Genomic DNA, 25,714 nt, shown 5'->3' with positions numbered 1-25,714 from the left:
GCTAAGAGTGACCAGATGTGCCCCTCGGATGCCCGCATGAAGTGCAGTGCGCGCTCGATTTGCCTCCGACCAAGAATGTCTCGCCGGTAGCCGGCAAGCGCCAAGTCGGATGCTCTCCATGGGTCGGAATGTCGGCCGCAAAGGTTAATGGGTCAGCGAATACGAGATGCCACGCCCTCTGTATCGCGAGTGGATTCGTTGACTGGAACCACCCACGATAGTCATACAATTGCAGCAACACCTCGATCGGAAAGGCCTCTGGAATTTGGGAGGCTACGACGGCGGGCAGTCCGTAAAGATCTTCAATATGCTTGCCCGACTTGAGGATCATGTCTGCGAGCAGTCTCAGCTCGTTCTCGCTAACGCGGCAAACTGCCCGTTCCAACAGGGTGTCCGCATTCGGGAATTCTTCGTCGCTTGCGATCGCGCGCGCAAGGAGACGACACAAGAAAGCCGTATCGTCGCCTCGCTCGTCGAACATCAGACGCTCCGCAGATCGAAACCGCTGCTGAAACGTGTCAGGGCTTCCTTGCTTGAGGAGGTCAAGAACCTTCGATACTTTCGATTCCTCGGTAGTCACCGAGTTTATCCTTCCCGGCCCCATCGAGCCTATGTGGATTAGCTATCGGACGACAATCACGACCTAGTCGCCACCACCGTCACCTCCGCCGCCATCGCTCCCGTCGGACGAGAACACGTCCCACAACCCCCTTTGGGGGATATCCCGCCTTCTATACCGGCTTGGATGTTGTCTCTCGTCTCAGACGATATTCTCGACTTACGCTCAAGCATCTCAACTGCGAAGATGATGACCCCTATGAGGAAAGTAAGCCCAGTCCAGAAGATCGCAATATCTGACATCGGATCCCCAAATTCAGCCGTGATCTGACAGAACGGCAATGCCCTCCGGCCGCGGCCCGCCCCAAGCCCAGTCGAGCAGCTCGACGGTGTGGACGACGGGCAGCGACGTGCCGCCGCCGATCTGGGTCATGCAGCCGATGTTGCCGGTGGCGACGAGCGCCGCACCCGTCGCTTCGATGTTCGAGACCTTGCGGGAGCGCAGCCTCGCCGCGATGTCGGGCTGGAGGATGTTGTAGGTGCCGGCCGAGCCGCAGCACAGATGCCCTTCCTTCGGTTCCCGCACGTCGAAGCCGGCGCGCTTCAACAGGTCCTTCGGCTGGCGGGTGATCTTCTGGCCGTGCTGCATCGAGCAGGCGGAGTGGTAGGCAACGGACAGGCCGGTCGCCAGCGACGGCTCAGGCAGGTCGAGTGCCGCGAGATATTCGGTGACGTCCTTCGCGAGCGCCGACACGCGCGCGGCCTTGCCGGCATAGGCCGGATCGAGGCGCAGCATGAAGCCGTAGTCCTTGATCGTGGTGCCGCAGCCGGACGCGGTGATGACGATCGCATCGAGCCCCCCGCGCTCGATCTCACGCGTCCAGGAGTCCACATTGCCGCGTGCCGCGGCAAGGGCTGCCTCCTCGCGACCCATGTGGTGGACGAGCGCGCCGCAGCAGCCCTCGCCTTCCGGCACGACTACCTCGACGCCGAGGCGGGTGAGCAGGCGCACGGTCGCCTCGTTGATCGCCGGATCGAGCACCGACTGGGCGCAGCCGGTAAGCAGCGCGACCCGGCCGCGCTTCGGCGCATTCGCGCCGTGAGTGGCGGGCTTCGAGACGGTGGAGGTGGGGGGCACGGCGCGTGGCGCCATCGTGAGCATGGCGGCGAGCGGCTTCAGCGCCTTCACGCGACCGAACAGGCCGGCGAAGGGGCGGCCGAAGGCGGCGAGCCTCAGCGCGGCGCGGAAGCGCCCCGGGTACGGCAGCACCTGCGCCAGCACGGCGCGGATCGTGCGGTCGATGAAGGGGCGGTGGTAGGTCTGCTCGATATGCGCCCGCGCATGGTCGACGAGATGCATGTAGTGCACGCCCGACGGGCAGGTCGTCATGCAGGACAGGCAGGACAGGCAGCGGTCGACATGGGTGACGATCTCCTCGTCGGCCGGACGGCCGTTCTCCAGCATGTCCTTGATGAGATAGATGCGCCCGCGCGGCGAATCGAGCTCGTTGCCCAGCGTCACATAGGTCGGGCACGTCGCCGTGCAGAACCCGCAATGGACGCATTTACGCAGGATCTTTTCGGCCTCCGCCACATGCGGATCGGCGAGCTGCGCGAGGGAAAAGGTGGTTTGCATGAATTATGCCTTAGATACCGTGCCATCTTGCGCGATGATGATCGTTTCGCCGAGCTTCGCGTCTCCTTCCATTCGTTCGGAAAGCGCGAGGTGCGGACACACACAGCGTTGAGCGATTTCGCCAGCCGTGCAGACACGGATCCATCGAACTGAGCTATCACGCGGCATGCTTCAGGATAAGCTGCTCGACGTCCTCGCCAGCCAACTGGATGACTGCCTCGACTTGCTCTCGCTCCACCGTCGGGAAATCGAGCAGGAATTCGTCGAGCGTATCGCGCGCCCGCAGATATTCGAACAGGCCCGCGACCGGCACCCGTCTGCCTTTGAACACGACGGCTCCCGAAACGATTTCCGGGTCGGAACTCAGGACATCGGAAATCTTCATCGCATCCTCCATCTGTAGCGCGCCGCCCGCGGAAAGCGCGGCGCGCGGCTTCAGATCAGCCAGCTCTCCGGATTCTTCACAGGCTCGCCCCTGCCCGCGGCCTGCAGACCGACGATGCAGCGCACGATAATCCAGACGGCCACTGCGACGAGGAGCAGGAAGCCGATCAGCAGCATCATCAGGATCACCGCGATGGCGCCGTAAAGCAGGCCGATCCAGAAGGTGCGGATCAGATAGGTGTAGTGCGTGTCGACCCAGCCACCGGCCTTGCCGCGGTTGATATAGGCCATGATCAGCCCGACCAGCGGCAGGATCGGGATGAACATGCCGGCGATGTAGAGGAAGTAGACGATCTGGACGTTGGTCTTGCCGGGTTCAAGCCACTGGTCGGTCTCGCGCGGTGCGGCGGGCGGCGGATTCGTGTCGGTCATCTCGGTTCCCCTCGTTTCGGCGTCATATTCTACCAGAAGTTCATACGGTCGCCATCCGGCCGGGATTGAGGATGCCCTTCGGGTCGAACTCGGACTTCACACGCGCGGAAAGCGCTCCGAGCGGGCCTGGCTGCGGCTCGAAGACCGGGACGGCGGCGCGGATCGGGGCGGCAGCGCGGACCAGCGTCGCGTGACCGCCGCCAAGCCTGCGGACCAACCGGCGCACCAGCTCGGCCTCAGGATCGTCCTCCAGGCGCAGCCAGACCAGCCCGCCCTGCCAGTCGTAGAAGGCATCAACAGCCGCCTGCATGCGAAGTGCCGCGACCAGCTTCCAGCCCTCGGACGGCGCGAGCGATATGCGCCAGACCGGGCGGTCCGCACCATCGGCGAAGGGAGCCACGTCGCGGATGCCGGCCCACAGCGCGCGCGAGCGCTCCGCATCGACGGTCTCGACATGGCCGCCGAAGAGTTCCGAAAGCATGATGACACGGTAGGCGACCGAGGGGCCGAAACCGTCGACGCGCAGCAGGGTCGCCGGATCGGAACCGAGCATGCCGCCGGCGACGCGCGCGGCGACCAGTTCGGGCAGGTGGGCGGCGCCGGACACTTCTGCGCTCGAGCCCATGGCTGCCGCCATCGCCGCAACCGCCTTCTCGTCGTCCAGCCGGCGCAGGACGACCGTAGTCTCGGTCTCGGCGCGCGGCAGGACCTTGAAGGTAAGATCGGTGACTACTGCCAGCGTGCCCCATGAGCCCGCCATCGCCTTGGAGAGGTCGTAGCCGGTGACGTTCTTCACCACGCGGCCGCCCGCCTTGAACGCCTCGCCGCGGCCGGAGACGGCGTGGGTGCCGAGGATATGGTCGCGCGCCGCACCCGCCTTCAGCCGGCGCGGTCCGGAGAGATTGGCGGCGAGCGCGCCGCCGACGGTGCCGGACTTGCCGTTTGAAGAGGCCTTCCCGGTGAGCAGTGGCGCGTAATCCATCGGCTCGAAGGCGAATTCCTGGCCGCGCGCGGCGAGAAGCGCCTCGACCTCCGCCAGCGGCGTGCCGGCGCGGGCAGAGAGCACCAGTTCCTCCGGCTCGTAGAGCGTCACGCCGGTCAGCCGCGACAGGTCGACCGCATGCTCGGTCTGCGCCGGCCGGCCAATGCCGCGCTTTGTGCCGCGGCCGACGATCTCCAGCGGCTGCTCCTCGCCCACGGCCCAGCGGACAGCATCGAGAACCTCGGCGGCGGTGGTGGGGGTGAAGGTGGTCATGTCTTGATAGTAGCGAGTTCTGCGAACAGGCCGGCAGCCTTGACGCGGGCAACCGCCTTGCGGTCGAAGGAAACAAACTTATCAGCACCCGATTGGGCGCCGACCGAGGCGATCACGCCATCCGCAAAGTCACCACCGGCGTCCAGAACACGAAGTCCCGCATCGACTGCCTGGGCATCTGTTTCCACATTCCCGCGCTGGATAATCTGACGCAAAGACGCGGCAATGTGTTGCCGCGAAAGCCCATAGGTCCGTTCGAGAACCCAGGCGAATTCGCAGAGGCACGGCACCGGGAGGAAAACCGTATCAGCCTTTACGAGGATGTCCAAAGCCGTCCGCGCCTGGGCAAGGTCGTCGAGGACGATCACGCGCACCAGAATATTGGTATCAGCAGTGATCCTCATCTCTCGCCGGCCCAGCCCTTTCGAATCGCCTCGTTCATCTCTTCGATCGTCGCGACCTTGTCGGTCTTGCCAGCGAGCATGCCGTAGATTTCCTCCCAGCTTCCCTTTCGTGGTGCGGCCTTCATCGTAAGTTGTCCGTCAGGCAAGGCATCGACCTCGATCTTCTGGCCGGGCTTCACGCCGAGATGCTGCAGCAGTTCCTTCTTCAGCGTCACCTGGCCCTTGGCCGTGACAGTGAGTGTGGTCATCGTTGTGTTTCCAATTCGGCCCTCGACATCCAATGTAAGGCACTATTGCCTTACTTCCAATCCTAGAACCTCGGGATGTCCGGAAACGGCATCTGGCCGCGATGTACGTGCATGCGGCCCAGCTCGGCGCAGCGGCGCAGTTGCGGGAAGACTTTTCCTGGGTTGAGAAGGTGCTTCGGGTCGAAGGCGCATTTGACGCGCATCTGCTGGTCGAGGTCGATCTCGGTGAACATCTCCGGCATCAGGTCGCGCTTCTCGACGCCAACGCCGTGCTCGCCGGTGAGGACCCCGCCGACGGCGACGCAGAGGCGCAGGATGTCGGAGCCGAAATTCTCCACCTTCTCCAGTTCTCCCGGAATGTTCGCATCGTAGAGGATGAGCGGATGCAGGTTGCCGTCGCCGGCGTGGAAGACGTTGGCGACGCCGAGGCCGTAGCGCTCTGACATCTCGCGCATGCCGGCTAGGACATTTGGCAGTTCCTTGCGCGGGATGGTGCCGTCCATGCAGTAGTAATCGGGCGAGATGCGGCCGACGGCCGGGAACGCCGCCTTGCGGCCGGCCCAGAAGGACAGGCGCTCGGCCTCCGACGCCGAGATGCGGCACTCGGTCGAGCCGTTGCGAAGCGCGATCGCCTCCACCTCGCCGATCAGATGGTCGATCTCGGGGCCCGGTCCGTCGAGCTCGACGATCAGCAGCGCTTCCACATCGAGCGGATAGCCGGCATGGACGAAATCCTCTGCCGCGTGGATCGCGGGGCGGTCCATCATCTCCATGCCGCCGGGGATAATGCCGGTCCCGATGATGTCGGCGACGCACTGGCCGGCCTCCTCCGAGGACGGGAAGCCGATGAGCAGCGCGCGCGCCGCCTCCGGCTTCTTGAGAATACGCACCGTTACCTCGGTGACGACGCCGAGCAGACCTTCCGAGCCGGTCATGACGCCGAGCAGATCATAGCCCTCCGAGTCGAGATGCTTGCCGCCAAGGCGCACCACCTCGCCGTCCATCAGCACCATCTCGATGCCGAGCACATTGTTGGCGGTGAGGCCGTATTTGAGACAGTGCACGCCGCCGGAGTTCTCCGCGACGTTGCCGCCGATCGAGCAGGCGATCTGCGAGGACGGGTCGGGCGCGTAGTAGAAGCCTTGGTCCTGCACGGCCGTGGTGATGCCGAGATTCGTGACGCCCGGCTGCGCGACGACCGCCCGGTTGGCGAAGTCGATGTCGAGGATGCGGTTGAAGCGGCTCATGACAAGCAGCACCGCGTCCTCGAGCGGCAGCGCGCCGCCCGACAGCGAGGTGCCGGAGCCGCGCGGCACGACGCGGATGTTGCGGTCGTGGCAATATTTGAGGATGCGCGAGACCTGCGCTGTCGTCTCCGGCAGCACCACCACGAGGGGAAGCTGGCGATAGGCTGTGAGACCGTCGCTCTCGAAGACGCGCATGCCCGTCGGCTGGTCGACGACCCCCTCGCCGGGCACGATGAGGCGCATATCCGCCACGATCTCGTCGCGGCGGCGCATCGTTCCCGGATCGGGAGCAGGCATTACAACCGACATCGCCGACGCCTCCTTCCCATTTCGCACGGTTCGTCGCTCCCGAACCAATAGCCGACCGAAGGGCGCAACACAACAAGTGGACAATAAAGTTGACCAGTTATCGCTCGTTCCGCTAGGAGTGGGCGGCTGACTGTCGAGACACGGCCTTGAACGACGTCTTTTCCCGCATCGAGCACCTGCGCACGGCCGACGAGGTCGTGCAGCAGATCGAATCGCTCATCCTCGAAGGGGTGCTGCGGGTCGGCGACCGGCTGCCGGGCGAGCGCGATCTCGCGGGGCAGTTCGATGTATCGCGGCCGATCCTGCGCATCGCGCTGAAATCACTGGAAGAGCGCGGGCTCATCACGACTCGGCCCGGCGGCGGCACCTACGTCGCCGACATCGTCGGCCAGGTGTTCACCGCGCCGATGATCGAGCTGATCGCCTCGCACCGCAAGGCGACAGCCGACTATCTCGAATACCGCCGTGACATAGAGGGCATGGCGGCGGACTATGCGGCGCGGCGGGCGACGGCGGAAGACCGGGCCATGCTCGACAACATCATGGCGAGGATGGAAGCCGCGAACGCCGACGAGGACTTCAGCACGGATGCCGAGATCGACGTCGAGTTCCACAATGCGATCGGCGAGTGCGCGCACAACATCATCCTGCTGCACACGCTGCGCTCCTGCTACAGGCTGCTGGCCGACGGCGTTTTCTTCAACCGCTCGCTGATCTACACGCTGCCGGGCATGCGCGAGAAACTGCTTTCCCAGCACAAGGCGATTCACGGCGCGGTGGTTTCCGGCGATCCGGCAGCGGCGCGGCAGGCTGCGGAGGCGCATATCGGTTTCGTCGCGGAGGCGGTTGACGCCGCCGAGCGGACGGGAGAATGGCAGCGCATTTCGCGGCTGCGGCTCCTGCAGCGGGCGCGCAGCGCCGACCGCAGATCCTGACTTCATAACCAGACGGGCATTGTCCATGGCACCCATCCTCGAGATCAACGACCTCAAGAAACTCGCCAGGCGGCGCGTGCCGAAGATGTTCTTCGACTATGCGGATTCGGGCTCGTGGACCCAAAGCACCTACCGCGCCAACGAGGAGGACTTCGCCAAGATCAAGCTGCGCCAGCGCGTGCTGGTCGACATGACCAATCGAAACCTCGAATCGACCATGATCGGCGAAAAGGTGTCGATGCCGGTGGCGCTCGCCCCGACAGGCCTCACCGGCATGCAGCATGCGGACGGCGAGATGCTGGCGGCGCGGGCCGCCGAGAAGTTCGGCGTGCCGTTCACGTTGTCGACGATGAGCATCTGTTCGATCGAGGACGTAGCGTCGGTGACGACGAAGCCGTTCTGGTTCCAGCTCTACGTCATGCGCGACAAGGACTTCGTCCTCAACCTGATCCAACGGGCCAAGGCGGCGAAATGCTCAGCGCTCGTGCTGACGCTCGACCTGCAGATCCTCGGCCAGCGCCACAACGACCTGCGCAACGGCCTGTCGGCGCCGCCCCGCTTCACGCCGAAGCATGTCTGGCAGATGGCGACCCACCCCGGCTGGTGCCTGCGCATGCTCGGCACGCAGCGCCGCACGTTCCGCAACATCGTCGGCCATGCCAAGAGCGTCACCGACCTGTCGTCGCTGTCGTCCTGGACTGCGGAGCAGTTCGATCCCCAGCTCTCCTGGGCGGATGTCGAGTGGATCAAGAAGCAGTGGGGCGGCAAGCTGATCCTCAAGGGCATCCTCGACCGCGAAGACGCCGAGATGGCGGCCCAGTCGGGCGCAGACGCGATCATCGTCTCGAATCACGGCGGCCGGCAGCTCGACGGCGCCGATTCGTCGATCTCGAAGCTGGAGGAGATCGCAGACGCGGTCGGCGACAGGATCGAGGTGCTTTTCGACGGCGGCATCCGCTCGGGCCAGGACGTGCTCAAGGCACTGTGTCTCGGCGCGAAGGGCACATTCATCGGCCGGCCGTTCCTCTACGGACTTGGCGCAATGGGCGAGCTGGGTGTAACGACGGCGCTGGAGATCATCCGCAAGGAGCTCGACACGACGATGGCGCTGTGCGGCAAACGCGACATCAGGCTCGCGGGCAAGGACTGGCTGGCCCGCAGGCCGGGCTGACACCGGCACGGACGATCTCGCCGGAGCGAACAGGCGGGTAATGAGTCCGAGCATCGAAGACGAGACCGGAAAGCCGCGCGTCGGCCTGTTCGTGACCTGCCTCGTGGACCTGTTCCGCCCGGTCGTGGGCTTCGCCGCGGCGAAGCTGATCGAGGCGGCCGGTTGCACGGTCGAGATTCCGAGGACACAGACGTGCTGCGGCCAGCCTGCCCACAACGCAGGGGACCGCAAGGACGCGCGCGCCATCGCCGAGGCGACGATCGAGGCCTTCGAGGAGTTCGACTATGTCGTCGCGCCGTCTGGTTCCTGCGCCGGCATGCTGAAGAAAGACTATCCGGCCCTGTTCAAGGGAGATCCGGACTGGGAAGGACGCGTAGCGGCCTTCTCCGCCAAGGTGCACGAGTTGGTGTCCTTCCTGAGCGACGTCAGGGGACTGTCGTCCGTCGAGGCGCGCCTCGAGGCCATCGCGACCTATCACGATTCCTGCGCAGGTCTGCGCGAGCTCGGCATCCGCGGCCAGCCGCGCGCCCTGCTCGGCCAGGTGGAGGGGCTGCGGCTGCACGACCTGCCGGAGGCGGATCTCTGCTGCGGCCTCGGCGGCGCGTTCTGCGCCCGGCCCTCAGGCGTATCGAACGCGATTGCGACAAGGAAGACGGAGGCGATCGGGGCCTCTGGCGCGGATCTGCTGCTTGCGGGAGACCTCGGCTGCCTGATGAACATGGCCGGCCGGCTCAGGCGGCAAGGTTCCGCCATAGAGACGCGGCATGTGGCGGAAGTGCTTGCCGGAATGACTGGCGAGCCGCCGATCGGAGGTTCGCGATGAGGGCGGGCGATGACTGAGCGCATCGGAACGGAAGGCATCCACCTGACCGACGCCGCCGGTCCCGCCGGCCTGCGCATCTATGCGATCGGCGACGTGCACGGACGGCTCGACCTGCTGGAGGCGATGCATGAGGCCATCCGGGCGGAGATCGACGACAACCCGCCGGGCGACTGGCGCGTCGTCCATGTTGGCGACTACATCGACCGGGGGCCCGACTCGAAGGGCGTGATCGACTTCCTGATTCGCGCGATTCACACCGACGCGCGATACATCGCCTTGGCCGGCAATCACGATGCGGGGCTGGTGGACTTTCTCGCCGATCCGAACGCCGAGAGCCTGTTCGCGCGGCACGGCGGCCGGCAGACGGCGCTCTCCTACGGCGTCGAGGCCGATTTCTCGTCGCAGGCGCTGGCGTGGGAGGCGGCCACCAGGCTCAGGGCGGCGATGCCGCGCGAGCATCTCGAGTTCCTCGCCAAGCTGCCGCGCAGCGTCGCCTTCGGCGACTTCTTCTTCTGCCATGCGGGAATCAGGCCCGGCGTGCCGCTGGCGCGTCAGAACCCGGAAGACCTGATCTGGATCCGCAGCGCATTTCTCGATTCGCCGCTGCTGCACGAAAAAGTCGTGGTGCACGGCCATACCCCGTCAAGCGTGCCGGAGATCCTGCCGAACAGGGTGAACGTGGACACCGCGGCGTTCTCCACGGGCGTGCTGACTGCCCTGTCGGTAGAGGGAACGCGGAAGCGGATTCTGCAGATGAGCGCTAACGGTCAGCGCGAAGCCTGGACGACGCCGTAGCCGTCCACCGGGGCGTGATCGCCCGCCGCATCGGCGGCGTAGATGCCTGCGCCCCACAGCGCAATGCCGGACAGCATCAGGACGGACAGGAGAGCTGCTTTCACGGGAGTCATCTCGATTTCGGTCCTGAAGTATTTATCTGTTCTACGTTACCGTTTGGTTTCACAAAAACGCCCGACCGGTAACAATGTTCCGCCATGATCCGGCGACCCGGCGGCGCCGAGCGCGGGCGTGGCTCTATCCGTCTCCAACGCGAATGAAAAGGAGCTGTCTCACACAGCTGGGGATAGTTTCCGTACGTGGGCAATCCGGCAACGCCGGCAGCTCAGGAGCGGATGGTCGAGACCCAGGCGCGGGCGATCGCGAGGCCGGCCGCATCCGCGGTGGGACCACAGCTTGCCGCCTCGGCGGGATAGATGTCCATCCAGCCGGCGCGCTTCTTAGCGATTGTCTCGGGAAAGGCCACGTGCCACTCTTCGACCAGTTTCCGGTCGGCCTCGAAGTGGAACTGGACGCCGTAGCCGGCCCGGCCGACCCGGAACGCCTGGTTGTGCGCCGCGTCGTTGCCGGCGAGGCGCGTCGCGCCGCGTGGCAGGACAAATGTGTCGTCGTGCCACTGGAAGATCGGAAACACCTCGGGCGCGGCGGAAAGGACGGGATCTTCGCGCCCCTCGGGCGTCAGTGCCACCTCCTGCCAGCCGAACTCCGGTGCCGCGCCGATCAGGTTCTCGGCGTCGTAGGCGCGCGCCAGGATCTGGCTACCGAGACAGATGCCAAGCGCGGACCGGCCCGAATCGGCAAAGGACCGCATCAGCGCGGCGAGCGCCGGAAGATAGGGATACTCCTCGTCGGCGAGCGCGTTCTGGCCGCCGCCGAGCACGATGATCGCATCATGACCGTCCGCGCCGGCCGGCAGTTCGTCGCCGCGATGCGCGCGCACCAGCGTGATCTCAGCGCCCGCCTCCGCCAGCGCGGTGGCCATCTGGCCGAGGCCGGTATTGTCATAATTCTCGACGACGAGCACCTTCATCGCGCGGCTTCCGGGTGGGCAGGACAGGCCCGAGCGGTATCATGGAGTATCGCCGGCGGGAAGGAGGAGCGGATGCCGTTGCAGAACAGGGTCGATCCGTTCGGCGAGATCCATGCCGTGCCGGCGCGCGGCATGTTCACCGGCAACCGCGGGGTGATCCACGATCCCGCGACGAAGACGCTGCTCAAGCGCCGCTGGACGACTAGGGCGTGGATCCTATGCGAATGCGACTTTCGCGGCCGCAGGCGCGAGGTGATGGGCAGGAACTCGCCCACGGGCGGCGCGGGCTGGACGGAGCTGTTCTTCCTCGACGAGGCGACAGCGCTTGCCGCCGGACACCGGCCCTGCTTCTACTGCCGGCGCGATCGCGCGACCGAATTCGCGAGATGCTTCGCGGCGGGACAAGGGCGAGAGACGATCACCGCGCCCGAGATGGACGCGGTGCTGTATAAGGAGAGATGGGCGAGCAGACAGGGGCACGACCGGGACGGGGGTATCCCAGGTTCCAGCCTCTCCGCACTTCCTGCGGGTGCAATGGTTGCAGCCAACGGACAGGCTTACGGGAAATCGGACGCCGGCTGGCTGGAATGGTCGTTTCAACGCTGGCTGCCCGCCTCCGAACCGGCTGCCGACGCCGTGCTCCTGACGCCGGGAAGCACGGTGCGGGCCCTGACGCAGGGCTATGCACCGGTCTGGCATCCCTCCGCCGGATAATGCCTTGAACTCGCCGCAAGCCTGCCGCATGGCTGCCGGCGATGCGAGCGAATTACAGAATGCAGCGGCTCTTCGTGCCGCAGGCCATGCAGGCGAATGGCGAGATCGAGCCCGATCCGCAACAGGCCCACTATCTCCTCAACGTGCTGCGCATGCATGCCGGCACGCAGCTTCTCGTCTTCAACGGCGTCGATGGCGAATGGCTGGCGAGCCTCGTCGAGGTGAACCGCAAGAAGGTGCGGCTGTCGCTGATGACGCAGGTCAGGCCGCAGCCGGCCCTGCCCGACCTCATCTACTGCTTCGCGCCGCTCAAGCAGGGGCGGCTCGACTACATGGTGCAGAAGGCGGTCGAGATGGGGGCCGGCGTGCTGCAGCCGGTGCTGACCCAGCACACGCAGATGTCGAACATCGGCATCGACCGCATCCGTGCCAATGTTGTGGAGGCTGCCGAGCAGTGCGGCATCCTCGCGATTCCCGAGGTGCACGAGGTCGTGAAGCTCGAACGGCTTATCTGGGAATGGGAGCCGGGACGGCGGCTGATCTTCTGCGACGAGGGCGCGGAGACCAACAACCCGATGCCCGCGCTACAGGCCGTGCCCGAAAACAAGCTCGGCCTGCTGATCGGCCCGGAAGGCGGGTTCTCCGAGGAGGAACGCCAGCAGCTGCGCGCCCTGCCCTACGTCACCTCGATCCCGCTCGGCCCCCGCATCCTCCGAGCGGACACCGCCGCGGTGGCGGCGATGGCAGTGATACAGGCTTCCATCGGCGACTGGCGGTAAGTTAGTGTGATGTTACGATCTCGCCAAACAGTTGGATGTAGATCAAATCGCCGAATCCATGCAGCACTTCTCCGACTCCAGCCATGATGAGGTGGACGCGGAAGAGGCGAGAGAGCGTGAGCATCACTCTCGAGCGGCGCATATGCCGAAAATCCTCGTCTACCTCGACCTCGAACTTCACCTTCGGCGGCGCGAACACGGGCACCGGAACTCCGTTTGCTGTACGCTCCAGTGCCTCTCTCTCTTCGTCGAGGACGTGGGCACGAAAAGCGAAGAGGAGCGAATAGATGACCAAAAGCGCACCGCCTCGCCGAACCGCGTAGGGGTCGCCCAACCTATAGGCGGTGTAGAAGCTTCCGATAAGAATGAGCAGCGATCCGACCAGGGACGCGACCTCGGAAATGTCGATTCGTTTCATAACTCGACTCCTTCCGGATAGCTGAGACGGTGGTCGTTTCTGTTTCGATCACGGGCTTCATACAGCCCGGAAAATGCGGGATGCAGGCAATAGTCGAAACGATCGCTAATTTCCGGAACTCCTTCCTTGGTGTAAAAATACCTGGTGTCTTCATACCTCATTACGTTCTTCTGGGTCGGTTTCTCCACACGCCCAATGACGCCCATGTTGAACAATAGTCTGCACGCACCGTCGCTGCCAATCTGCCGGTCGGTGATGGGGTTGATCAACTGCTTGCCAAGAACGTTCGCCATCTTGCTCAACTGCCTGAAATCAAAAAACGATGGCAGCTGCTCACAAAATATTCTCACAAGATTGAGTATCTCGGGATAGATCGACTGATAGGGAACACATACATTCGGGCAGATGACCTTTTCGGCACTCGAGACCCCATGGCGGATAGATTCTTCGTTGAGTCTGCCGAACCTCCTCCAGTAGTCCCCTGAAGAGATGATTGCTTCGTTCAAGATCAGAAGTAGGTGCCTGGGGCATATATGAGTATGTCGTATGATGTAAGGCCACAGTTGCTCGCTGATCCCGATCCTATTGGTTACTTCTCCAGGTAAGAGTTCGGCCAAGAACGCGTCGACGGCGCGATGGCTTGTTAGGTCTGTATTGCCATGTCTATTTAGTATCTTCTCAAAGACATTGGTCTCGTATCGCACATAATATGTATGAAGAAGAGAGTCCTCGTTCACAATCTCCTTGATCAGCTCGATGAATCGGAGAGCGACTATTCTCTTAAGATCTCTCGCCTTCCATCGTATGCGATGGACAGATGAGAAATTCTTACCTGGTTCACTTCCGGGTTGTTCACGAAAGATATATTCTATCTCTTCCGGTATGGTCGCCATTATGTTGATCTGAGGGCTGTATTTCGCCTGCATGGCTTCAATGGCGGGAAGGAAGCCTTTCACGACATCGAGCCATTTTTCGTTGTGGATCGGATATTCTTCCAGTGAATCGATCAGCAAGAAGCACTTCCGATGTCCATTTGAGAGATGGTCCATCACCTCCCGCCGTGCGTTGACAGCTATCTTCTCGGCAATCTCCTTCGAATCCAGGCTGTCCGATATCTCAAGATAATTCTGCTCGATGTAGCGTTTCCGGAAGTTCCGATCGCAATAGGCAATCACATGCTTGAACTGCTCCTCTGCCCGCCTATGCGGGTCGGCGATGTGAAGCGAATAGAAATATGAGATGATCTGATACCAGAGCCTGTCCTCCCATTCGTCTCTCAGCGTCTCGGTCGTCCGGAACCCATCAGCGGCTATCTGCTGTTCGTAAGCTCTGCGATAGACGCTCTCGACGATCGGCTCGAACTCGCGATGGGTCGCAATAACGATCACATGGCGACTTGCTCGTTCCAGTTCCTGCCGGACATTACCTTCTGGCCTTATTAATCGGATGCGAGGTCGCAGTTCATCGTAATGGCGAAGAGCGTAGAGGACAGTGCTCTTGCCGCTGCCCTTCCTGCCAGAGATCAGACGCGGTTCCGTCTGGAGCGCCGAGAGAAACGGCTCGTGAACATCGACCAGCGATAGCGATCGGGGGCCTTGGTCGTGCTGGAAATTGACTGACCCAAGGGGCTGGTCGCTGCGAATCGAGCTTGCCATTTTTCTGCCTCCGAGGATATGCGTCCTCAGATTGCAAACTTTGATCAATATTTCAACTATTAGTTGCTTATCTTCCAAAGATGACTGGCCGACACCGCCGCGGTGGCGGCGATGGCGGTGATACAAGCGACGATCGGGGATTGGCGGTAGGGCCGCGCCCCCAAGCCATCAAGTTTCGTTGACGGCTGGCTCAGAACATTTTGCTTGCCGAAGATGGGGGTTTGCGGCCAATGCTCGCGCGCAAAAGACTACCGGGGGCGACACCATGGCGCGCGACACGACGGATTTCAGCCCGATCGAAAGCACGGACGAACTCGTCGGCTATCTGGCCGCCGGCAACAAGCCGCGCGACAAGTGGCGCATCGGCACCGAGCATGAGAAATTCCCGTTCTATGTCGACGGCAACGCGCCGGTGCCCTATGCCGGCCCGCGCGGCATCAAGGCGCTGCTCGACGGGATGAAGGACAAGCTCGGCTGGGAGCCGATCATCGACGCGGGCAACATCATCGGCCTGGTCGAGCCGACCGGACAGGGCGCGATCTCGCTCGAGCCTGGCGGCCAGTTCGAACTCAGCGGCGCGCCGCTGGAAACGATCCACCAGACCTGCCGCGAGGGCAATGCGCACCTGGCGCAGCTGCGCGAGATCGCCGAACCGCTCGGCATCCGCTTCCTCGGCCTCGGCGGCAGCCCGAAATGGACGCTTGCCGAAACGCCGAAGATGCCTAAGTCTCGCTACGAGATCATGACGCGCTACATGCCGAAGGTCGGGACCAAGGGCCTCGACATGATGTACCGCACCTGCACGATCCAGGTGAACCTCGACTTCGAGAGCGAGGCGGACATGCGGCGCAAGATGCAGGTGTCGCTGAAGCTCCAGCCGCTGGCGACGGCGCTGTTCGCCAACTCGCCCTTCACCGACGGGCGGCCGAACGGGATGCAGAGCTGGCGCGGCGACATCTGGCGCGATACCGACAACCAGCGCTCCGGCCTGCTCGACTTCTGCTTCTCGCCCGATTTCGGCTTCGCCGACTATGTCGACTGGGCGCTCGACGTGCCGATGTATTTCGTCATCCGCGAAGGCCACTACATCGACATGACCCACATGACCTTCCGCGAGTTCATGACCGGCAAGGCGCGCAACGAAGTGCCGGACGCGATGCCGACCATGGGCGATTGGGCGAACCATCTGTCGACGCTGTTCCCTGATGTCAGGCTGAAGCGTTTCCTCGAGATGCGCGGCGCCGACGGCGGCCCGTGGCGGCGCATCTGCGCGCTGCCGGCCTTCTGGGTCGGCCTGCTCTACGACGCCGAAGCGCTGGCCGCGGCCGAGGAACTGACTCGCGACTGGACCTTCGAGGAGGTGCTTGCGATGCGCAACGCGGTGCCGGAACAGGCGCTGGCGACCATGTTCCGCAACCGCTCGCTGATGGAGGTGGCGCGCGAGGTTATCGCCATCTCGCGGCTGGGTCTCACAAACCGCGGCCGCAAGAACCGCGACGGCTATGACGAGACGAGCTTCCTGTCGACGCTGGACGAGGTGGTGGCGCGCGGCACGACGAGCGCGCACGAGATGGTCAACGCCTACCACACGCGCTGGGGTGGTTCGATCGAGCCTGTGTTCATGGAATATGCCTACTGAGCGAAGGCCGGTGACGTCCGCCACTCAACCAGCCTGACTGCCAAACTGGGGCAGCGACGAGGCCACGGCAAGTACCGTTATGGGGAAGCGCGTCCCGTGCCGATGGCGCAGACGACTCGGTTGCGACCACCGTTCTTCGCCTCGTACAATGCCCGGTCGGCCATCTTCATGAGATCCGAGGTCCCGGCCATCGTATCGTCGCGGGTGGCCACACCGATGCTGATCGTGGTCGATATCCGGTCGCTCTCGGCGACCAGCGGGTTCTCGGCAACTTCGCGGCGCAGGCGTTCGGCGACCAACTGGGACTGCGCAAGATCGGTCTCCGGCAGCAGAAGCCCAAATTCTTCGCCGCCGATGCGTGCGAGCACGTCCGAATCGCGCTTGCAGACCGACGCAACCTTGGTGAGATGCACGATCATCTGATCGCCGACCTGGTGCCCAAAACGATCGTTGATCGACTTGAAGTAGTCGATGTCGATCATCAGGAACGACAGCGGCCTGCGGTAGCGCCGCGACCTTCTCCATTCGATGTCGGCCAATGTCATGAAATGACGCCGGTTGTAGATGCCTGTCATCCCATCGGTCGTCGCAAGCCGCTCGAGCTCCTCCGCATGATGGACGATATCGGTGATGTCGCTGTAAGTCAGCATGCGTCCGCCCGCGGGGAGCACGGCGCACTGGCACCGGATGACCCTCCCGCTGCTCAGGCGCTGGTCGATCGGGGTCTGGCTGCCCGAGGCGACCCAGGCGAGGCGCTCTGATACATATTTGGCGAGTTCCTCCGACGATATCGCATAGGCTTTGCTCCGCCGGGCAAATTCGAGCATCTCGGAGAAGAGCGGCTTGCCGGCAACGAATTGCGGAGGAGAATTGAACATCCTGTGGCAGGCCGTGTTGATGAATTGCGCCCGCAATTCATGGTCGAGCAGAATGACGCCACTCTCGATGTTGTCCAGCGCCGCGTAAAGCGTCGCAAGTTCGGTGGCCACCGCGCCGGCGGCGGGCTCTGCCGACGCTGACCCGCGGCAATGCGCCTCGAGTCGTTCGGACGACGGGTTTCGGTCGATCGGTCGCAGTAAGGGCATGCTGGCTCTCCGATGCGCTTTCGGTTCGGCACTTTCGCATCAGGCAGCACCAACCGGTTTCAGCGAGCTAACGCCGCCCCTACGTCTAGACGATACCTAAGGAGAAGAGGTTATCCGGCCACTCGAGCCGACCGGGTTCTGCACCTTTGGTGAATCGGAGGTTAGCAGGCGCGGCGGAAATGCAAAGACCTGGATACAATACAACGGTCCCCTCGTTGGGAAAGTCCCTCGTCATCACCCCTTCCAGCACCGTGCAATCCCGATTACGTTTTGGGCAACGACAGGCATGCAAGGAGACCACGATGCTACCGCTCTACGAAATGATGGCGCAGAACGGCCGCGCGGTCGAACTCATGGCGCGGCAGTTCAACCTGTCGCAGCAGCAGGCCGCGCTCGCCATGGAGGCGCTAACGCCTGCCTTCAGTCAGGGGCTGAAGCGCAACACGTCGGACCCCTACGGCGTGTCGAATTTCCTGCAGGCGCTGGCGAGCGGAAACCACGCGAAATATTACGACGACGCGGCGAACGCCTTCTCGCCCGCCGGCATGGCAGAGGGGAACGGCATCCTCGGTCACCTGTTCGGCTCGAAGGAACTGTCCCGGGCTGTGGCCGCGCAGGCGGCCCAAGCGACCGGTATCCAGCAGGAAATCCTGAAGCAGATGCTGCCGGCAATGGCGTCGATGATGATGGGCGGCCTGTTCAGGCAGACGACAGGCCAGCCGCAGCAGGCTCAGGCAGGCGGATTTGGCGCCAGCGGCAACATCCTTGGCGAGATCATCGACCAGATGATGAAGCAGGGTGGCGGCATGATGGGCCAGCCGCAGCAGCGCCAGGCGCCGACACCTCAGCCCAACCCGATGGATCCGTTCGACAATCCGTTCGGCAAGATCCTTAAGGACATGCTCGGCGGGGCCGCGGGCAGCGCGCCGCAGCCCGGGAACCAGGGCCGGCAGCGGCAGACCGACCCGATGGCCGACAATCCGCTCGGCCGCATCTTCGAAGAGATGATGCGCGGCGGACAGCGCAAGGCCGAGCCCGCCCCCGAACCCCAGCCCCGGCAGCGGACCAACCCGAGCGGCCGCGCGCGCAATCCCTATGACGACCTCTTCGGCGACATGTTCGAGAGCGGCTCCAAACAGCGCGACGAATACCAGAAGGGGATGGAGTCGATCTTCGATCAGTATCTGAAAGGAATGGACAGGCTTCGCTAGGAACGAAAAAGCCCGGTCCCTTGGGAGGGGACCGGGCAGTGGCAGGCGACCGGCGGGGAGCCGGGTGTGAACGGGAGCGCCTGCGTAAGCGAAAATCAGCAGACTTGGCGCGCGGCACGCTCCGTGGCGTCGCGCATCGCCTGTCGGCGCGCGCTTCGGCGAGGCTTCCCAGCGTGGTGGTCGGATCGACGCCGAACGGCTCGCGCCACGCGACATGCAGGTCACCGCGGGTTAGGCCGATGTCGGCCAGCTCCCAATCGGTCATGGCGCCAAGGCGGTAGACCTCGCGGCGGTTTTTCCAGGCGCGCAGGAGGTTGGCGACGGCGTTGATCACGCGCACGGCCACGGCCGGGCGCGTGGTGCCGGTCAGCGGGAACGTGGTGCGGTCAAGCGTCGTCATCGTATCTCTCCTTCGTGACGTCCGGGCGCAGGCCGCCGCGCCGGCACACAGCGGGCAGCGTTCCGGCGGCGATCAATTGCGCCCTCTTGGTGGACGTGCCATATTTGACAGGCGGAGATCGATTAGTCTAACGAATGTTTCTGATCCTAATCATCACAATGATTGATGAGAGATGCAATGAACGCGCCCCTCGATCTCGACCAGCTCCAGACCTTCATCGCCATTTCAGACACCGGCAGCTTCACCAAGGCGGCCGACACGGTGTTCCGCACGCAGTCGGCCGTCTCCATGCAGATGCGGCGGCTGGAGGAGCGGATCGGCAAGCCGCTGTTCGAGAAGGACGGGCGCACCAACAAGCTGACCGAGGAGGGCGAGCGGCTATTGAGCTATGCGAGGCGGCTCTTGCGGCTGAGCCGCGAGACGCTCGCCGCCTTCGACGAATCCCAGCTCGAAGGCCAGGTGCGCATCGGCACGCCGGACGACTATGCCGACCGCTTCCTGCCCGAGATCATGGGCCGCTTTGCACGATCGAATCCGCGCATCGAGATGTCGGTCATCTGCGAGCCGACGCTCAATCTCGCCGAACTGGTGCGCCGGGGCCAGCTCGACCTTGCGCTGGTGACGCAATGCGACGACGTCAACGTCACGGAGATCGTGCGGCGCGAGCCGCTGCTGTGGGTGACGTCAGCCAGCCATGCCGTGCATGAGGAGCCGGTCGTGCCGCTGGCGGTCGGGCGGCCGACCTGCCAGTGGCGACGCTCGGCGACCGAGACGCTGCAGCGCTCCGGCCGCGAATACCGCGTGCTGTTCACGTCATGGTCGGCGACGGTGGTGATCGCCAGCGTTCTGTCGGGGCTCGCCGTGTCGGTGCTGCCCGAATGCGCGCTCAGGCCCGGCATGCGGGTGCTCGGCGAGGCCGACGGCTTCGCGCCCCTGCCCGACTGCCAGATCGGCATCCTGCGCGGCCACACTGGCCAGCGGGAATTGATCGACGCGGTGGCGCGCCACATCACCGAAAGCCTCGACAACATCACCGCGCCCGCCGCGGACGAGCATTCCTTCGACTTCGCCGCGCTCAACGGCGTACGCAGCAAGCGGCTGCGGCCGGGGCAGGTGATGCCGGGGTGGTGATCAGTTGGGGTCGAGCTTCTCGTTGATGGCAGAGGGCAAATCCCTGTGCCCTTCGATCACGTTTGCGATCTCCACCAGATTCCCCCGATAGCGAAAGAAGATAATATACGAACCGGAAGCGACGCTGCGAAGGTCATCAGCCAATTCTGAGCGTGAGCGCCCCAAGGTGCCGGGCAGCATGGCCAGCCTCCTGCACTTTTCGCGGATGCGGTAGATCACCCGCAGCCCAATATCCGCACTTCCACTCTCTCGCGTCACGAATTCAAAGATCCTGGCAATGTCCCGTTTCGCGGCGCCAAGATAGCGGATCCGGCGCATCTAGAAGCCCTGTCTGCGTAAGATCTCGGCCCGCTCATTAATTTCCCGTTCGATGTCCTCGTCTGAGTAATCACCGCCCTCGGCGATTGAGGCCTCGATCATCTGCCGCAACGCAGCGAGCTTCGCCTCGCGCTCTTCAACCAGCCTCAGCCCTTCGCGGACGATCTCGCTGGCCGAGCCGTAACGGCCCGATTCGACGGCTTCCGCGACGAAGGCTTCCCATTTGGGTCCGACCGAAACGTTCATGGCGCAACTCCCGTTGGCGACATCGACGAATATATGTCAAAAATTGACATTGTCGATGTCCGGACGCGCCATCAGCGCCTCCAGCTTGTCCAGCGCGCCGGTCCAGCCCTGGATATGGCGGTCGCGCGCCGGCTCGTCGTAGAACTGGCTGTGACGCATGGTGAAATCCGTCCCGCCCTTGCCGTCATCGGCGAAGGTCAGCCGCACGAACGAGGCGCGGTCCGGCAAGGTTCGCCACATCCAGCCGAAGGACAGCACGGTGAATTCCTCGGCCTCGCGGTATTCACCGCTAACATCATGGGTCTCGCCGTCGGGCGTGGTGAAGACGATGTGATAGCGGCCGCCGGGGCGCGGGTCTGTCTCGGCGGAAAGCGTCTTCGCGCCGGTCGGCCCCCACCACATGACGATCATCGCTGGATCGGTCCAGGCGCGATAGACCAGCTTCGGAACGGCCGCGAGACGGCGGCGCAGCGTGAGGCTCGGTTTCTCGGACATGCTTCTCTCCCCGGCGAGGCGACGTTTCTGCCTGCGGAACCACCAGAGCGTCAAGCCATGTTCCCTTCGTGTTCTTGACTGGAGCGACAGGTTTGCCGATCAGTGTCGGCCATGGATGAGACCATCGATTCCCCGACCAACGCGCACGAATATTCTGTCAGCGAGATCTCGATCGCGCTCAAGCGCACGGTCGAGGACGCGTTCGGCAATGTGCGGGTGCGCGGCGAAATCTCGGGCTATCGCGGCCCGCACTCCTCCGGCCACGCCTATTTCTCGCTGAAGGACGACCGGTCGCGCATCGAGGCGGTGATCTGGAAAGGCACGTTCGGCAAGCTGAAGTTCCGGCCCGAAGAGGGCATGGAGGTGATCGCCACCGGCAAGCTGACCACCTATCCCGGATCGTCGAAATACCAGATCGTCATCGACAACCTGGAGCCGGCGGGCGCCGGCGCGCTGATGGCGCTTCTGGAGGAACGCAAGCGCCGGCTGCAGGCCGAGGGCCTGTTCGACGCCGGCCGCAAGCAATTGCTGCCCTACCTGCCGCGCGTGATCGGCGTGGTGACGTCGCCGACGGGGGCGGTGATCCGCGACATCATCCACCGCATCTCGGACCGCTTTCCGTTGCATGTGGTGGTGTGGCCGGTGCGCGTCCAGGGAGAGACGACCGGCGCGGAGGTGGCAAACGCGGTGGCGGGCTTCAATGCCCTGCCGGAGGATGGCGATATCGCCCGGCCGGACGTGATTATCGTCGCACGCGGTGGCGGCAGTCTCGAGGATCTGTGGGGCTTCAACGACGAAGCGGTTGTGCGCGCGGTGGCAGCCTCGGACATCCCGGTGATCTCGGCGGTAGGCCACGAAACCGACTGGACGCTGATCGACCTCGCGGCGGACGTGCGCGCGCCGACGCCGACGGGCGCGGCCGAAATGGCGGTGCCGGTGAAGGTCGAGCTGGAGGCGACGCTCACCTCGCTCGGCGCGCGGCTCAGGACCTGCACGTCGCGGCATCTCGACCGGCAGCGGCAGGCGGTGCGCAGCGCGGCGCGCGCCCTGCCCTCGCCGGACCAGCTCTTCGCCCTGCCGCGCCGGCGCTTCGACGACATCGCAGGACGGCTCGACCGCGCCGCCGTGGCGGCGGCCGAACGGCGAAGGGCGCGGCTTTCCGCGATCCGGCTCTCGCCCGCGACGCTGGAGCGCGGCATCGCGGAAGCGCGCCGGCATCTCGCGCGCAACGCGGCGCAATTGCCGAGATGCGCCGACGCCTACTTCGAGCGGCGCAGGCTGCGGCTGCAAACGGCGGCGGCGCGGCTGACCATCGAACCTTTCGCCCGCCGAAACGCCGAGGCCCGCCGCGGGCTGGAGCGCGCGGCCCTGCGCCTGCCGCGGGTGGTCGACGCCCTCCTCGCCGAGCGCCGCAAGCGTCTGGCGCAGGCGACACGGCTGGTGGATTCGCTGTCGGTGAAATCGGTCCTCGACCGCGGCTTTGCACTGGTCGAACACGAGGACGGCACGCTTGCCAAGCGGGCGGCGGAGATCTCCGACGGCATGCGCCTTGCGCTGCGGTTTGCCGACGGGACGAGGAGCGCGGTGGCCGGTGACGGCTCGGCCGGCGGCGAGGCGCCACGCCAACGGCCGAAATCGGGCACGGCAAAGCCGCCCAGCGGACAGGGCGACCTGTTCTGAGCAGTCGCCCGCAGCAAGCGTCCGCTGCGTGTTTCCGCCACCGGGCTTCGCGATCGTTCAGGCCGCGGCGGCCCGCTTGAACGCCAGCGGACTGAATGTGAGCTCGGGATAGCCGAACGCCTTCGGGCCTATCACGTCCAGCGCCTCCGGCGTCTTCAGGAGATCGTGGGCGGGAAGCCCGATGACGGCGATGCGCTGGCCATAGCGCAGCACTTCGGTGGTCAGCGGCTCGCCGGTATCGAGCTCAATATTGATGATCAGGTCGGGCACGGTGATGACCGGTTTGCCGTCGATCCACAGCACGAGGTTCTCGTTCTGGATCGCGATCCGGCCCTCGGCGCCCGCCCACTGATCGATGCCGGCAATAACCGCCTGGCCGCGCGAGAAGCCCCCGGTGAGTTCACGGCGGATATCGGTGACCTTGCCCGCGAAGAACAGCGTGCCGCCCGTCGCCTCCACCACGCGCTCGACGACGTTCTGGCGCTTAGCGCGCGCGTCGACAACGGTCTGGCCGATCTCGATCGCCTGGGTGATGGTGTTCGGGATCGCGGCGCGGCGCACGAACTCCATCGACATTGGCGCGCCGGCGGCGCCGGCGCCGGCGCCCATCGCGACGGTGACGGTGCGCATGATGCGCTCGCTCCACACGGCGTTGATCGCGTGCTGGAGAACGACAACGTTGCCCTTGTCGTCGGCGAGCGCCGCCGGTCCGTCACGTCGCCCATCCGAATAGATCGAAAACGTCGTCATCTGCCCCTCGGGGAAAGCGCGGCCCATGCCGTCGCCGTCGATCACCGGCAGGCCGGCCATCATTGCCGCGATGATCGGCGCCATGGCGTTGGCGCCACCGATCTCCACTGGAATCAGCGCGGACATCGTCTTGCCGGTAGCATTCTCGACGGCGCGCATGGCGCGATAGCACTCGCCGCCCTCGGCGATCTTCTCGAAGCCGATCACCGGCGCGCCGATACCACCCACCGCGCCGACCCATGCCTCGTCCGGAAGCGCGTCCAGAGGTACGATGCGCGCGACGCCGCCGCTGCGGATCACCTCGCGGGTGCGCAGCATGCCGAGATAGGGATTGCCGCCGCCGCCCGTGCCGAGGAAGGCCGCGCCGATCGAGAGGGGGACGAGGTCGCGCTCGGTGAGTGTGTAGCCCTTAGTCGACATGGAGTTCACCTACTGCCTTGATACGGATGCGGGTGGCGTTGCCCGGCAGGTAAGCCAGCGGCACGTCCTCGACATCCACGATTTCGATCGTCTCGCGGGCCGCGCCAGCGGCCACCGCGGCATCCACCGCCTGCGCCTTCGCATCGTCCAGCGCCTGGTCGCGCGTGGTCTGCGACAGGACGTAGACGCGGTCGACCTCGCCCGAGACCTGCGCGATCGCGGCACCCACGGCATTGGCAACCGCGTAGTGGTTGGGCTTGATCACACCGAGCTCGCCGATACGCCCGTCGACCAGTATGGACCCGCCGCCGACCACGATCACCGGCAGCGGCGTGTCGGAGAGGCGGGAGCGTTCGACGCAGCCTTCCAGCATCTGCTGCATCTTCTCACGCACCTTGCCGATGAACTCCGGCTTGAGATGCGCGACCTTGGCCCGGTCGCCCAGGTCGGCGCTGCCCGAGGCGACCGCGATGTCCGACGTGGTGAGCGTCGAGCCACCGAAGATCAGCGCGTCCTGGAGGAGTTTATAGCCGACCGAAGTCGGGCCGACCTCGATGCCGTTCGCGGTCTCTACAACGCGCGAGCCGCCGCCGAGACCGATCGAGAACACGTCCGGCATGCGGAAATTCGTCCGCACGCCGCCGACCTCGACCGCCGTCGTTGCCTGGCGTGGAAAGCCCTTGTGCAGCGATCCAACGTCCGACGTCGTGCCGCCGATGTCGACGACGATCGCCTCCTTGACGCCCGACAGGAAGGCCGCGCCCCGCATCGAGTTGGTCGGCCCCGATGCGAAGGTCAGCACCGGGAACTTCTCCGCGAAGGCGGCGTCCATCAGCGTGCCGTCGTTCTGCGTCAGGTAGAAACGGCCCTTGATGCCGGTCTGCGAGATGGCAGCCCGGAATGCCTCGATGACATGCGTGGACAGTTCGCGCAGGCAGGCGTTCATGATCGCCGCGTTCTCGCGCTCCAGGAGGCCGATGCGCCCGATCTCGCTCGACAGCGTGACGTAAACGCCGGGGATCGCCTTCTCGAAGATCTCGGCGGCCCGCCTCTCCATCTCCGCGCTCACCGGCGAAAAGACGGAGGTGATCGCGATCGAGCGGATGCCGCGCCGGGCGATCTCGGCCGCGATGCCGAGCAGCTCCGCCTCGTCCAAGTCTGAGACCGGGCGGCCGTCGAACTCGTTGCCGCCATGAGCCAGCCAGGCATTGTTGCCGATGGCGGCCTTCAGGTCGTCCGGCCAGTCGACCATCGGCGGCAGCGACGCCGTTGCCGGCAGTCCGAGCCGCACGGCGGCCGTCTGCGCCAGGTCTCGGCGCTGCACGACGGCGTTGGTGAAATGCGTGGTGCCGATCATCACCGCATCGATCGCATCTGCCTCGAGCTTCGAGGCGTCCAGGATCGCGCGCAGCGCGTTGACGACGCCCGTCATCACGTCCGCCGTGGTGGACGCCTTGATGCCCGCGATCACGCCGGACGAATCCATCGCGACGGCGTCCGTATTGGTACCGCCGACATCGATACCGATCCTGATCATGTCATTTCC

28 protein-coding genes and 1 pseudogene are annotated in these 25,714 nt (G+C 64.6%); 10 read left to right on the top strand and 19 right to left on the bottom strand.

The window, feature by feature from the left end:
- Position 1 precedes the first annotated feature (1 nt).
- The 8 genes from LRS09_RS17905 to LRS09_RS17870 form a co-directional block, all read right to left on the bottom strand.
- Positions 2 to 580, bottom strand: coding sequence for a hypothetical protein (locus tag LRS09_RS17905; RefSeq protein WP_257808223.1), 579 nt, complete (start codon positions 578 to 580; stop codon positions 2 to 4).
- Positions 581 to 874: 294 nt separating this feature from the next.
- The gene (glcF, locus tag LRS09_RS17900; protein ID WP_257808222.1) at positions 875 to 2,194 is read right to left on the bottom strand and encodes a glycolate oxidase subunit GlcF; all 1,320 of its coding nucleotides are present in this window, start codon (positions 2,192 to 2,194) and stop codon (positions 875 to 877) included.
- A gap of 157 nt (positions 2,195 to 2,351) precedes the next feature.
- Positions 2,352 to 2,579 carry a DUF433 domain-containing protein gene (locus LRS09_RS17895; RefSeq protein ID WP_257808221.1) on the bottom strand — a complete coding sequence of 76 codons (228 nt, stop codon included), beginning with the start codon at positions 2,577 to 2,579 and terminating at the stop codon, positions 2,352 to 2,354.
- Positions 2,580 to 2,629: 50 nt separating this feature from the next.
- Positions 2,630 to 3,010 (bottom strand): DUF4870 domain-containing protein, encoded by a 381-nt coding sequence (locus LRS09_RS17890; protein ID WP_257808220.1) that lies wholly within the window; start codon positions 3,008 to 3,010, stop codon positions 2,630 to 2,632.
- A 40-nt stretch (positions 3,011 to 3,050) separates the two neighbouring features.
- The gene (locus LRS09_RS17885) at positions 3,051 to 4,265 is read right to left on the bottom strand and encodes an FAD-binding protein (protein WP_257808219.1); all 1,215 of its coding nucleotides are present in this window, start codon (positions 4,263 to 4,265) and stop codon (positions 3,051 to 3,053) included.
- Positions 4,262 to 4,669, bottom strand: coding sequence for a type II toxin-antitoxin system VapC family toxin (locus tag LRS09_RS17880; protein WP_257808217.1), 408 nt, complete (start codon positions 4,667 to 4,669; stop codon positions 4,262 to 4,264). The genes LRS09_RS17885 and LRS09_RS17880 overlap by 4 nt, the downstream gene beginning before the upstream one ends.
- Positions 4,666 to 4,917, bottom strand: coding sequence for an AbrB/MazE/SpoVT family DNA-binding domain-containing protein (locus tag LRS09_RS17875; protein WP_257808216.1), 252 nt, complete (start codon positions 4,915 to 4,917; stop codon positions 4,666 to 4,668). The genes LRS09_RS17880 and LRS09_RS17875 overlap by 4 nt, the downstream gene beginning before the upstream one ends.
- Positions 4,918 to 4,979: 62 nt before the next feature.
- The gene (locus tag LRS09_RS17870; RefSeq protein WP_257808215.1) at positions 4,980 to 6,473 is read right to left on the bottom strand and encodes an FAD-linked oxidase C-terminal domain-containing protein; all 1,494 of its coding nucleotides are present in this window, start codon (positions 6,471 to 6,473) and stop codon (positions 4,980 to 4,982) included.
- A gap of 146 nt (positions 6,474 to 6,619) precedes the next feature.
- Between LRS09_RS17870 and LRS09_RS17865 the strand changes: the two genes are divergently transcribed.
- From LRS09_RS17865 to LRS09_RS17850, 4 genes are read left to right on the top strand one after another with little or no spacing between them, the layout of a single operon-like run.
- Positions 6,620 to 7,408, top strand: a complete 789-nt coding sequence (locus LRS09_RS17865; protein WP_257808214.1) for an FCD domain-containing protein — start codon at positions 6,620 to 6,622, stop codon at positions 7,406 to 7,408.
- A gap of 25 nt (positions 7,409 to 7,433) precedes the next feature.
- On the top strand, positions 7,434 to 8,579 hold the full coding sequence (locus LRS09_RS17860; protein ID WP_257808213.1) for an alpha-hydroxy acid oxidase: 1,146 nt from the start codon (positions 7,434 to 7,436) through the stop codon (positions 8,577 to 8,579).
- A 40-nt stretch (positions 8,580 to 8,619) separates the two neighbouring features.
- On the top strand, positions 8,620 to 9,402 hold the full coding sequence (locus tag LRS09_RS17855) for a (Fe-S)-binding protein (RefSeq protein WP_257808212.1): 783 nt from the start codon (positions 8,620 to 8,622) through the stop codon (positions 9,400 to 9,402).
- Between the two features lie 9 nt (positions 9,403 to 9,411).
- Entirely contained in the window at positions 9,412 to 10,197 is a 786-nt protein-coding gene (locus LRS09_RS17850; RefSeq protein WP_257808211.1) for a metallophosphoesterase family protein, read from the top strand.
- Here LRS09_RS17850 and LRS09_RS17845 read toward each other — a convergent pair.
- Complete coding sequence (locus LRS09_RS17845; protein ID WP_257810334.1) at positions 10,170 to 10,301, bottom strand: hypothetical protein; 132 nt, start codon at positions 10,299 to 10,301, stop codon at positions 10,170 to 10,172. The genes LRS09_RS17850 and LRS09_RS17845 overlap by 28 nt on opposite strands.
- A 221-nt stretch (positions 10,302 to 10,522) precedes the next feature.
- Positions 10,523 to 11,227, bottom strand: a complete 705-nt coding sequence (locus LRS09_RS17840; RefSeq protein ID WP_257808210.1) for a type 1 glutamine amidotransferase — start codon at positions 11,225 to 11,227, stop codon at positions 10,523 to 10,525.
- Positions 11,228 to 11,299: 72 nt separating this feature from the next.
- Here LRS09_RS17840 and LRS09_RS17835 point away from each other — a divergent pair, with 72 nt between their 5' ends.
- Together LRS09_RS17835 and LRS09_RS17830 are read left to right on the top strand one after the other, a co-directional pair.
- A complete protein-coding gene (locus tag LRS09_RS17835) occupies positions 11,300 to 11,941 on the top strand; it encodes a hypothetical protein (protein WP_257808209.1) in 642 nt (213 codons plus the stop codon).
- Positions 11,942 to 11,982: 41 nt separating this feature from the next.
- Positions 11,983 to 12,720 (top strand): 16S rRNA (uracil(1498)-N(3))-methyltransferase, encoded by a 738-nt coding sequence (locus tag LRS09_RS17830; RefSeq protein WP_257808206.1) that lies wholly within the window; start codon positions 11,983 to 11,985, stop codon positions 12,718 to 12,720.
- Position 12,721: 1 nt separating this feature from the next.
- Here LRS09_RS17830 and LRS09_RS17825 read toward each other — a convergent pair whose 3' ends face one another.
- Together LRS09_RS17825 and LRS09_RS17820 are read right to left on the bottom strand one after the other, a co-directional pair.
- A complete protein-coding gene (locus LRS09_RS17825; RefSeq protein WP_257808204.1) occupies positions 12,722 to 13,138 on the bottom strand; it encodes a hypothetical protein in 417 nt (138 codons plus the stop codon).
- Positions 13,135 to 14,793 (bottom strand): P-loop ATPase, Sll1717 family, encoded by a 1,659-nt coding sequence (locus tag LRS09_RS17820; protein ID WP_257808203.1) that lies wholly within the window; start codon positions 14,791 to 14,793, stop codon positions 13,135 to 13,137. Before LRS09_RS17820 ends, LRS09_RS17825 begins: the two co-directional genes overlap by 4 nt.
- Positions 14,794 to 15,058: 265 nt before the next feature.
- Between LRS09_RS17820 and LRS09_RS17815 the strand changes: the two genes are divergently transcribed.
- Positions 15,059 to 16,432 carry a glutamate--cysteine ligase gene (locus tag LRS09_RS17815; protein WP_257808202.1) on the top strand — a complete coding sequence of 458 codons (1,374 nt, stop codon included), beginning with the start codon at positions 15,059 to 15,061 and terminating at the stop codon, positions 16,430 to 16,432.
- A 77-nt stretch (positions 16,433 to 16,509) separates the two neighbouring features.
- Here LRS09_RS17815 and LRS09_RS17810 read toward each other — a convergent pair whose 3' ends face one another.
- A complete protein-coding gene (locus LRS09_RS17810) occupies positions 16,510 to 17,517 on the bottom strand; it encodes a sensor domain-containing diguanylate cyclase (protein ID WP_257808201.1) in 1,008 nt (335 codons plus the stop codon).
- Between the two features lie 302 nt (positions 17,518 to 17,819).
- Here LRS09_RS17810 and LRS09_RS17805 point away from each other — a divergent pair, with 302 nt between their 5' ends.
- Entirely contained in the window at positions 17,820 to 18,728 is a 909-nt protein-coding gene (locus LRS09_RS17805; RefSeq protein ID WP_257808200.1) for a DUF937 domain-containing protein, read from the top strand.
- Between the two features lie 226 nt (positions 18,729 to 18,954).
- Here the strand turns inward: LRS09_RS17805 and LRS09_RS17800 are convergent.
- A pseudogene (locus LRS09_RS17800) lies at positions 18,955 to 19,128 on the bottom strand (DUF1127 domain-containing protein); the annotation flags it as partial.
- Positions 19,129 to 19,305: 177 nt separating this feature from the next.
- Between LRS09_RS17800 and LRS09_RS17795 the strand changes: the two are divergent.
- Positions 19,306 to 20,259, top strand: a complete 954-nt coding sequence (locus LRS09_RS17795) for a LysR substrate-binding domain-containing protein (protein ID WP_257808199.1) — start codon at positions 19,306 to 19,308, stop codon at positions 20,257 to 20,259.
- On the opposite strand, the gene LRS09_RS17790 is transcribed toward LRS09_RS17795, so the two are convergent.
- Genes LRS09_RS17790 through LRS09_RS17780 form a run of 3 tightly spaced genes read right to left on the bottom strand, consistent with a single transcriptional unit; the run spans position 20,260 to position 21,318 of the window.
- A complete protein-coding gene (locus LRS09_RS17790) occupies positions 20,260 to 20,577 on the bottom strand; it encodes a type II toxin-antitoxin system RelE/ParE family toxin (RefSeq protein WP_257808198.1) in 318 nt (105 codons plus the stop codon).
- Positions 20,578 to 20,823 carry a type II toxin-antitoxin system ParD family antitoxin gene (locus LRS09_RS17785; RefSeq protein WP_257808197.1) on the bottom strand — a complete coding sequence of 82 codons (246 nt, stop codon included), beginning with the start codon at positions 20,821 to 20,823 and terminating at the stop codon, positions 20,578 to 20,580. It abuts the gene before it with no gap.
- 36 nt (positions 20,824 to 20,859) lie between these two features.
- A complete protein-coding gene (locus LRS09_RS17780; RefSeq protein ID WP_257808196.1) occupies positions 20,860 to 21,318 on the bottom strand; it encodes an SRPBCC domain-containing protein in 459 nt (152 codons plus the stop codon).
- A gap of 111 nt (positions 21,319 to 21,429) precedes the next feature.
- On the opposite strand from LRS09_RS17780, the gene xseA reads away from it, so the two are divergent.
- Positions 21,430 to 22,998: an exodeoxyribonuclease VII large subunit gene (gene xseA, locus LRS09_RS17775; RefSeq protein WP_257808194.1), complete on the top strand. Its 1,569-nt coding sequence runs from the start codon at positions 21,430 to 21,432 to the stop codon at positions 22,996 to 22,998.
- Positions 22,999 to 23,055: 57 nt separating this feature from the next.
- On the opposite strand, the gene LRS09_RS17770 is transcribed toward xseA, so the two are convergent.
- Together LRS09_RS17770 and LRS09_RS17765 are read right to left on the bottom strand one after the other, a co-directional pair.
- Positions 23,056 to 24,168 (bottom strand): DUF917 domain-containing protein, encoded by a 1,113-nt coding sequence (locus LRS09_RS17770; RefSeq protein WP_257808193.1) that lies wholly within the window; start codon positions 24,166 to 24,168, stop codon positions 23,056 to 23,058.
- The gene (locus tag LRS09_RS17765; protein WP_257808192.1) at positions 24,158 to 25,705 is read right to left on the bottom strand and encodes a hydantoinase/oxoprolinase family protein; all 1,548 of its coding nucleotides are present in this window, start codon (positions 25,703 to 25,705) and stop codon (positions 24,158 to 24,160) included. Before LRS09_RS17765 ends, LRS09_RS17770 begins: the two co-directional genes overlap by 11 nt.
- Positions 25,706 to 25,714: the final 9 nt, after the last annotated feature.

This window comes from Mesorhizobium sp. J428, assembly GCF_024699925.1.
Classification (GTDB): domain Bacteria; phylum Pseudomonadota; class Alphaproteobacteria; order Rhizobiales; family Rhizobiaceae; genus Mesorhizobium_A.
This window is presented reverse-complemented; position numbering and strand designations above follow the sequence as displayed.

Excerpts from the sequence above, each read along its gene's own strand:
- glcF (WP_257808222.1), bottom strand. The coding sequence starts at position 2,194 with ATGCAAACCACCTTTTCCCTCGCGCAGCTCGCCGATCCGCATGTGGCG.
- LRS09_RS17895 (WP_257808221.1), bottom strand. The coding sequence starts at position 2,579 with ATGAAGATTTCCGATGTCCTGAGTTCCGACCCGGAAATCGTTTCGGGA.
- LRS09_RS17890 (WP_257808220.1), bottom strand. The coding sequence starts at position 3,010 with ATGACCGACACGAATCCGCCGCCCGCCGCACCGCGCGAGACCGACCAG.
- LRS09_RS17885 (WP_257808219.1), bottom strand. The coding sequence starts at position 4,265 with ATGACCACCTTCACCCCCACCACCGCCGCCGAGGTTCTCGATGCTGTC.
- LRS09_RS17880 (WP_257808217.1), bottom strand. The coding sequence starts at position 4,669 with ATGAGGATCACTGCTGATACCAATATTCTGGTGCGCGTGATCGTCCTC.
- LRS09_RS17875 (WP_257808216.1), bottom strand. The coding sequence starts at position 4,917 with ATGACCACACTCACTGTCACGGCCAAGGGCCAGGTGACGCTGAAGAAG.
- LRS09_RS17870 (WP_257808215.1), bottom strand. The coding sequence starts at position 6,473 with ATGTCGGTTGTAATGCCTGCTCCCGATCCGGGAACGATGCGCCGCCGC.
- LRS09_RS17860 (WP_257808213.1), top strand. The coding sequence starts at position 7,434 with ATGGCACCCATCCTCGAGATCAACGACCTCAAGAAACTCGCCAGGCGG.
- LRS09_RS17855 (WP_257808212.1), top strand. The coding sequence starts at position 8,620 with ATGAGTCCGAGCATCGAAGACGAGACCGGAAAGCCGCGCGTCGGCCTG.
- LRS09_RS17850 (WP_257808211.1), top strand. The coding sequence starts at position 9,412 with ATGACTGAGCGCATCGGAACGGAAGGCATCCACCTGACCGACGCCGCC.
- LRS09_RS17840 (WP_257808210.1), bottom strand. The coding sequence starts at position 11,227 with ATGAAGGTGCTCGTCGTCGAGAATTATGACAATACCGGCCTCGGCCAG.
- LRS09_RS17835 (WP_257808209.1), top strand. The coding sequence starts at position 11,300 with ATGCCGTTGCAGAACAGGGTCGATCCGTTCGGCGAGATCCATGCCGTG.
- LRS09_RS17830 (WP_257808206.1), top strand. The coding sequence starts at position 11,983 with ATGCGAGCGAATTACAGAATGCAGCGGCTCTTCGTGCCGCAGGCCATG.
- LRS09_RS17825 (WP_257808204.1), bottom strand. The coding sequence starts at position 13,138 with ATGAAACGAATCGACATTTCCGAGGTCGCGTCCCTGGTCGGATCGCTG.
- LRS09_RS17820 (WP_257808203.1), bottom strand. The coding sequence starts at position 14,793 with ATGGCAAGCTCGATTCGCAGCGACCAGCCCCTTGGGTCAGTCAATTTC.
- LRS09_RS17815 (WP_257808202.1), top strand. The coding sequence starts at position 15,059 with ATGGCGCGCGACACGACGGATTTCAGCCCGATCGAAAGCACGGACGAA.
- LRS09_RS17810 (WP_257808201.1), bottom strand. The coding sequence starts at position 17,517 with ATGCCCTTACTGCGACCGATCGACCGAAACCCGTCGTCCGAACGACTC.
- LRS09_RS17805 (WP_257808200.1), top strand. The coding sequence starts at position 17,820 with ATGCTACCGCTCTACGAAATGATGGCGCAGAACGGCCGCGCGGTCGAA.
- LRS09_RS17795 (WP_257808199.1), top strand. The coding sequence starts at position 19,306 with ATGAACGCGCCCCTCGATCTCGACCAGCTCCAGACCTTCATCGCCATT.
- LRS09_RS17790 (WP_257808198.1), bottom strand. The coding sequence starts at position 20,577 with ATGCGCCGGATCCGCTATCTTGGCGCCGCGAAACGGGACATTGCCAGG.
- LRS09_RS17785 (WP_257808197.1), bottom strand. The coding sequence starts at position 20,823 with ATGAACGTTTCGGTCGGACCCAAATGGGAAGCCTTCGTCGCGGAAGCC.
- LRS09_RS17780 (WP_257808196.1), bottom strand. The coding sequence starts at position 21,318 with ATGTCCGAGAAACCGAGCCTCACGCTGCGCCGCCGTCTCGCGGCCGTT.
- xseA (WP_257808194.1), top strand. The coding sequence starts at position 21,430 with ATGGATGAGACCATCGATTCCCCGACCAACGCGCACGAATATTCTGTC.
- LRS09_RS17770 (WP_257808193.1), bottom strand. The coding sequence starts at position 24,168 with ATGTCGACTAAGGGCTACACACTCACCGAGCGCGACCTCGTCCCCCTC.
- LRS09_RS17765 (WP_257808192.1), bottom strand. The coding sequence starts at position 25,705 with ATGATCAGGATCGGTATCGATGTCGGCGGTACCAATACGGACGCCGTC.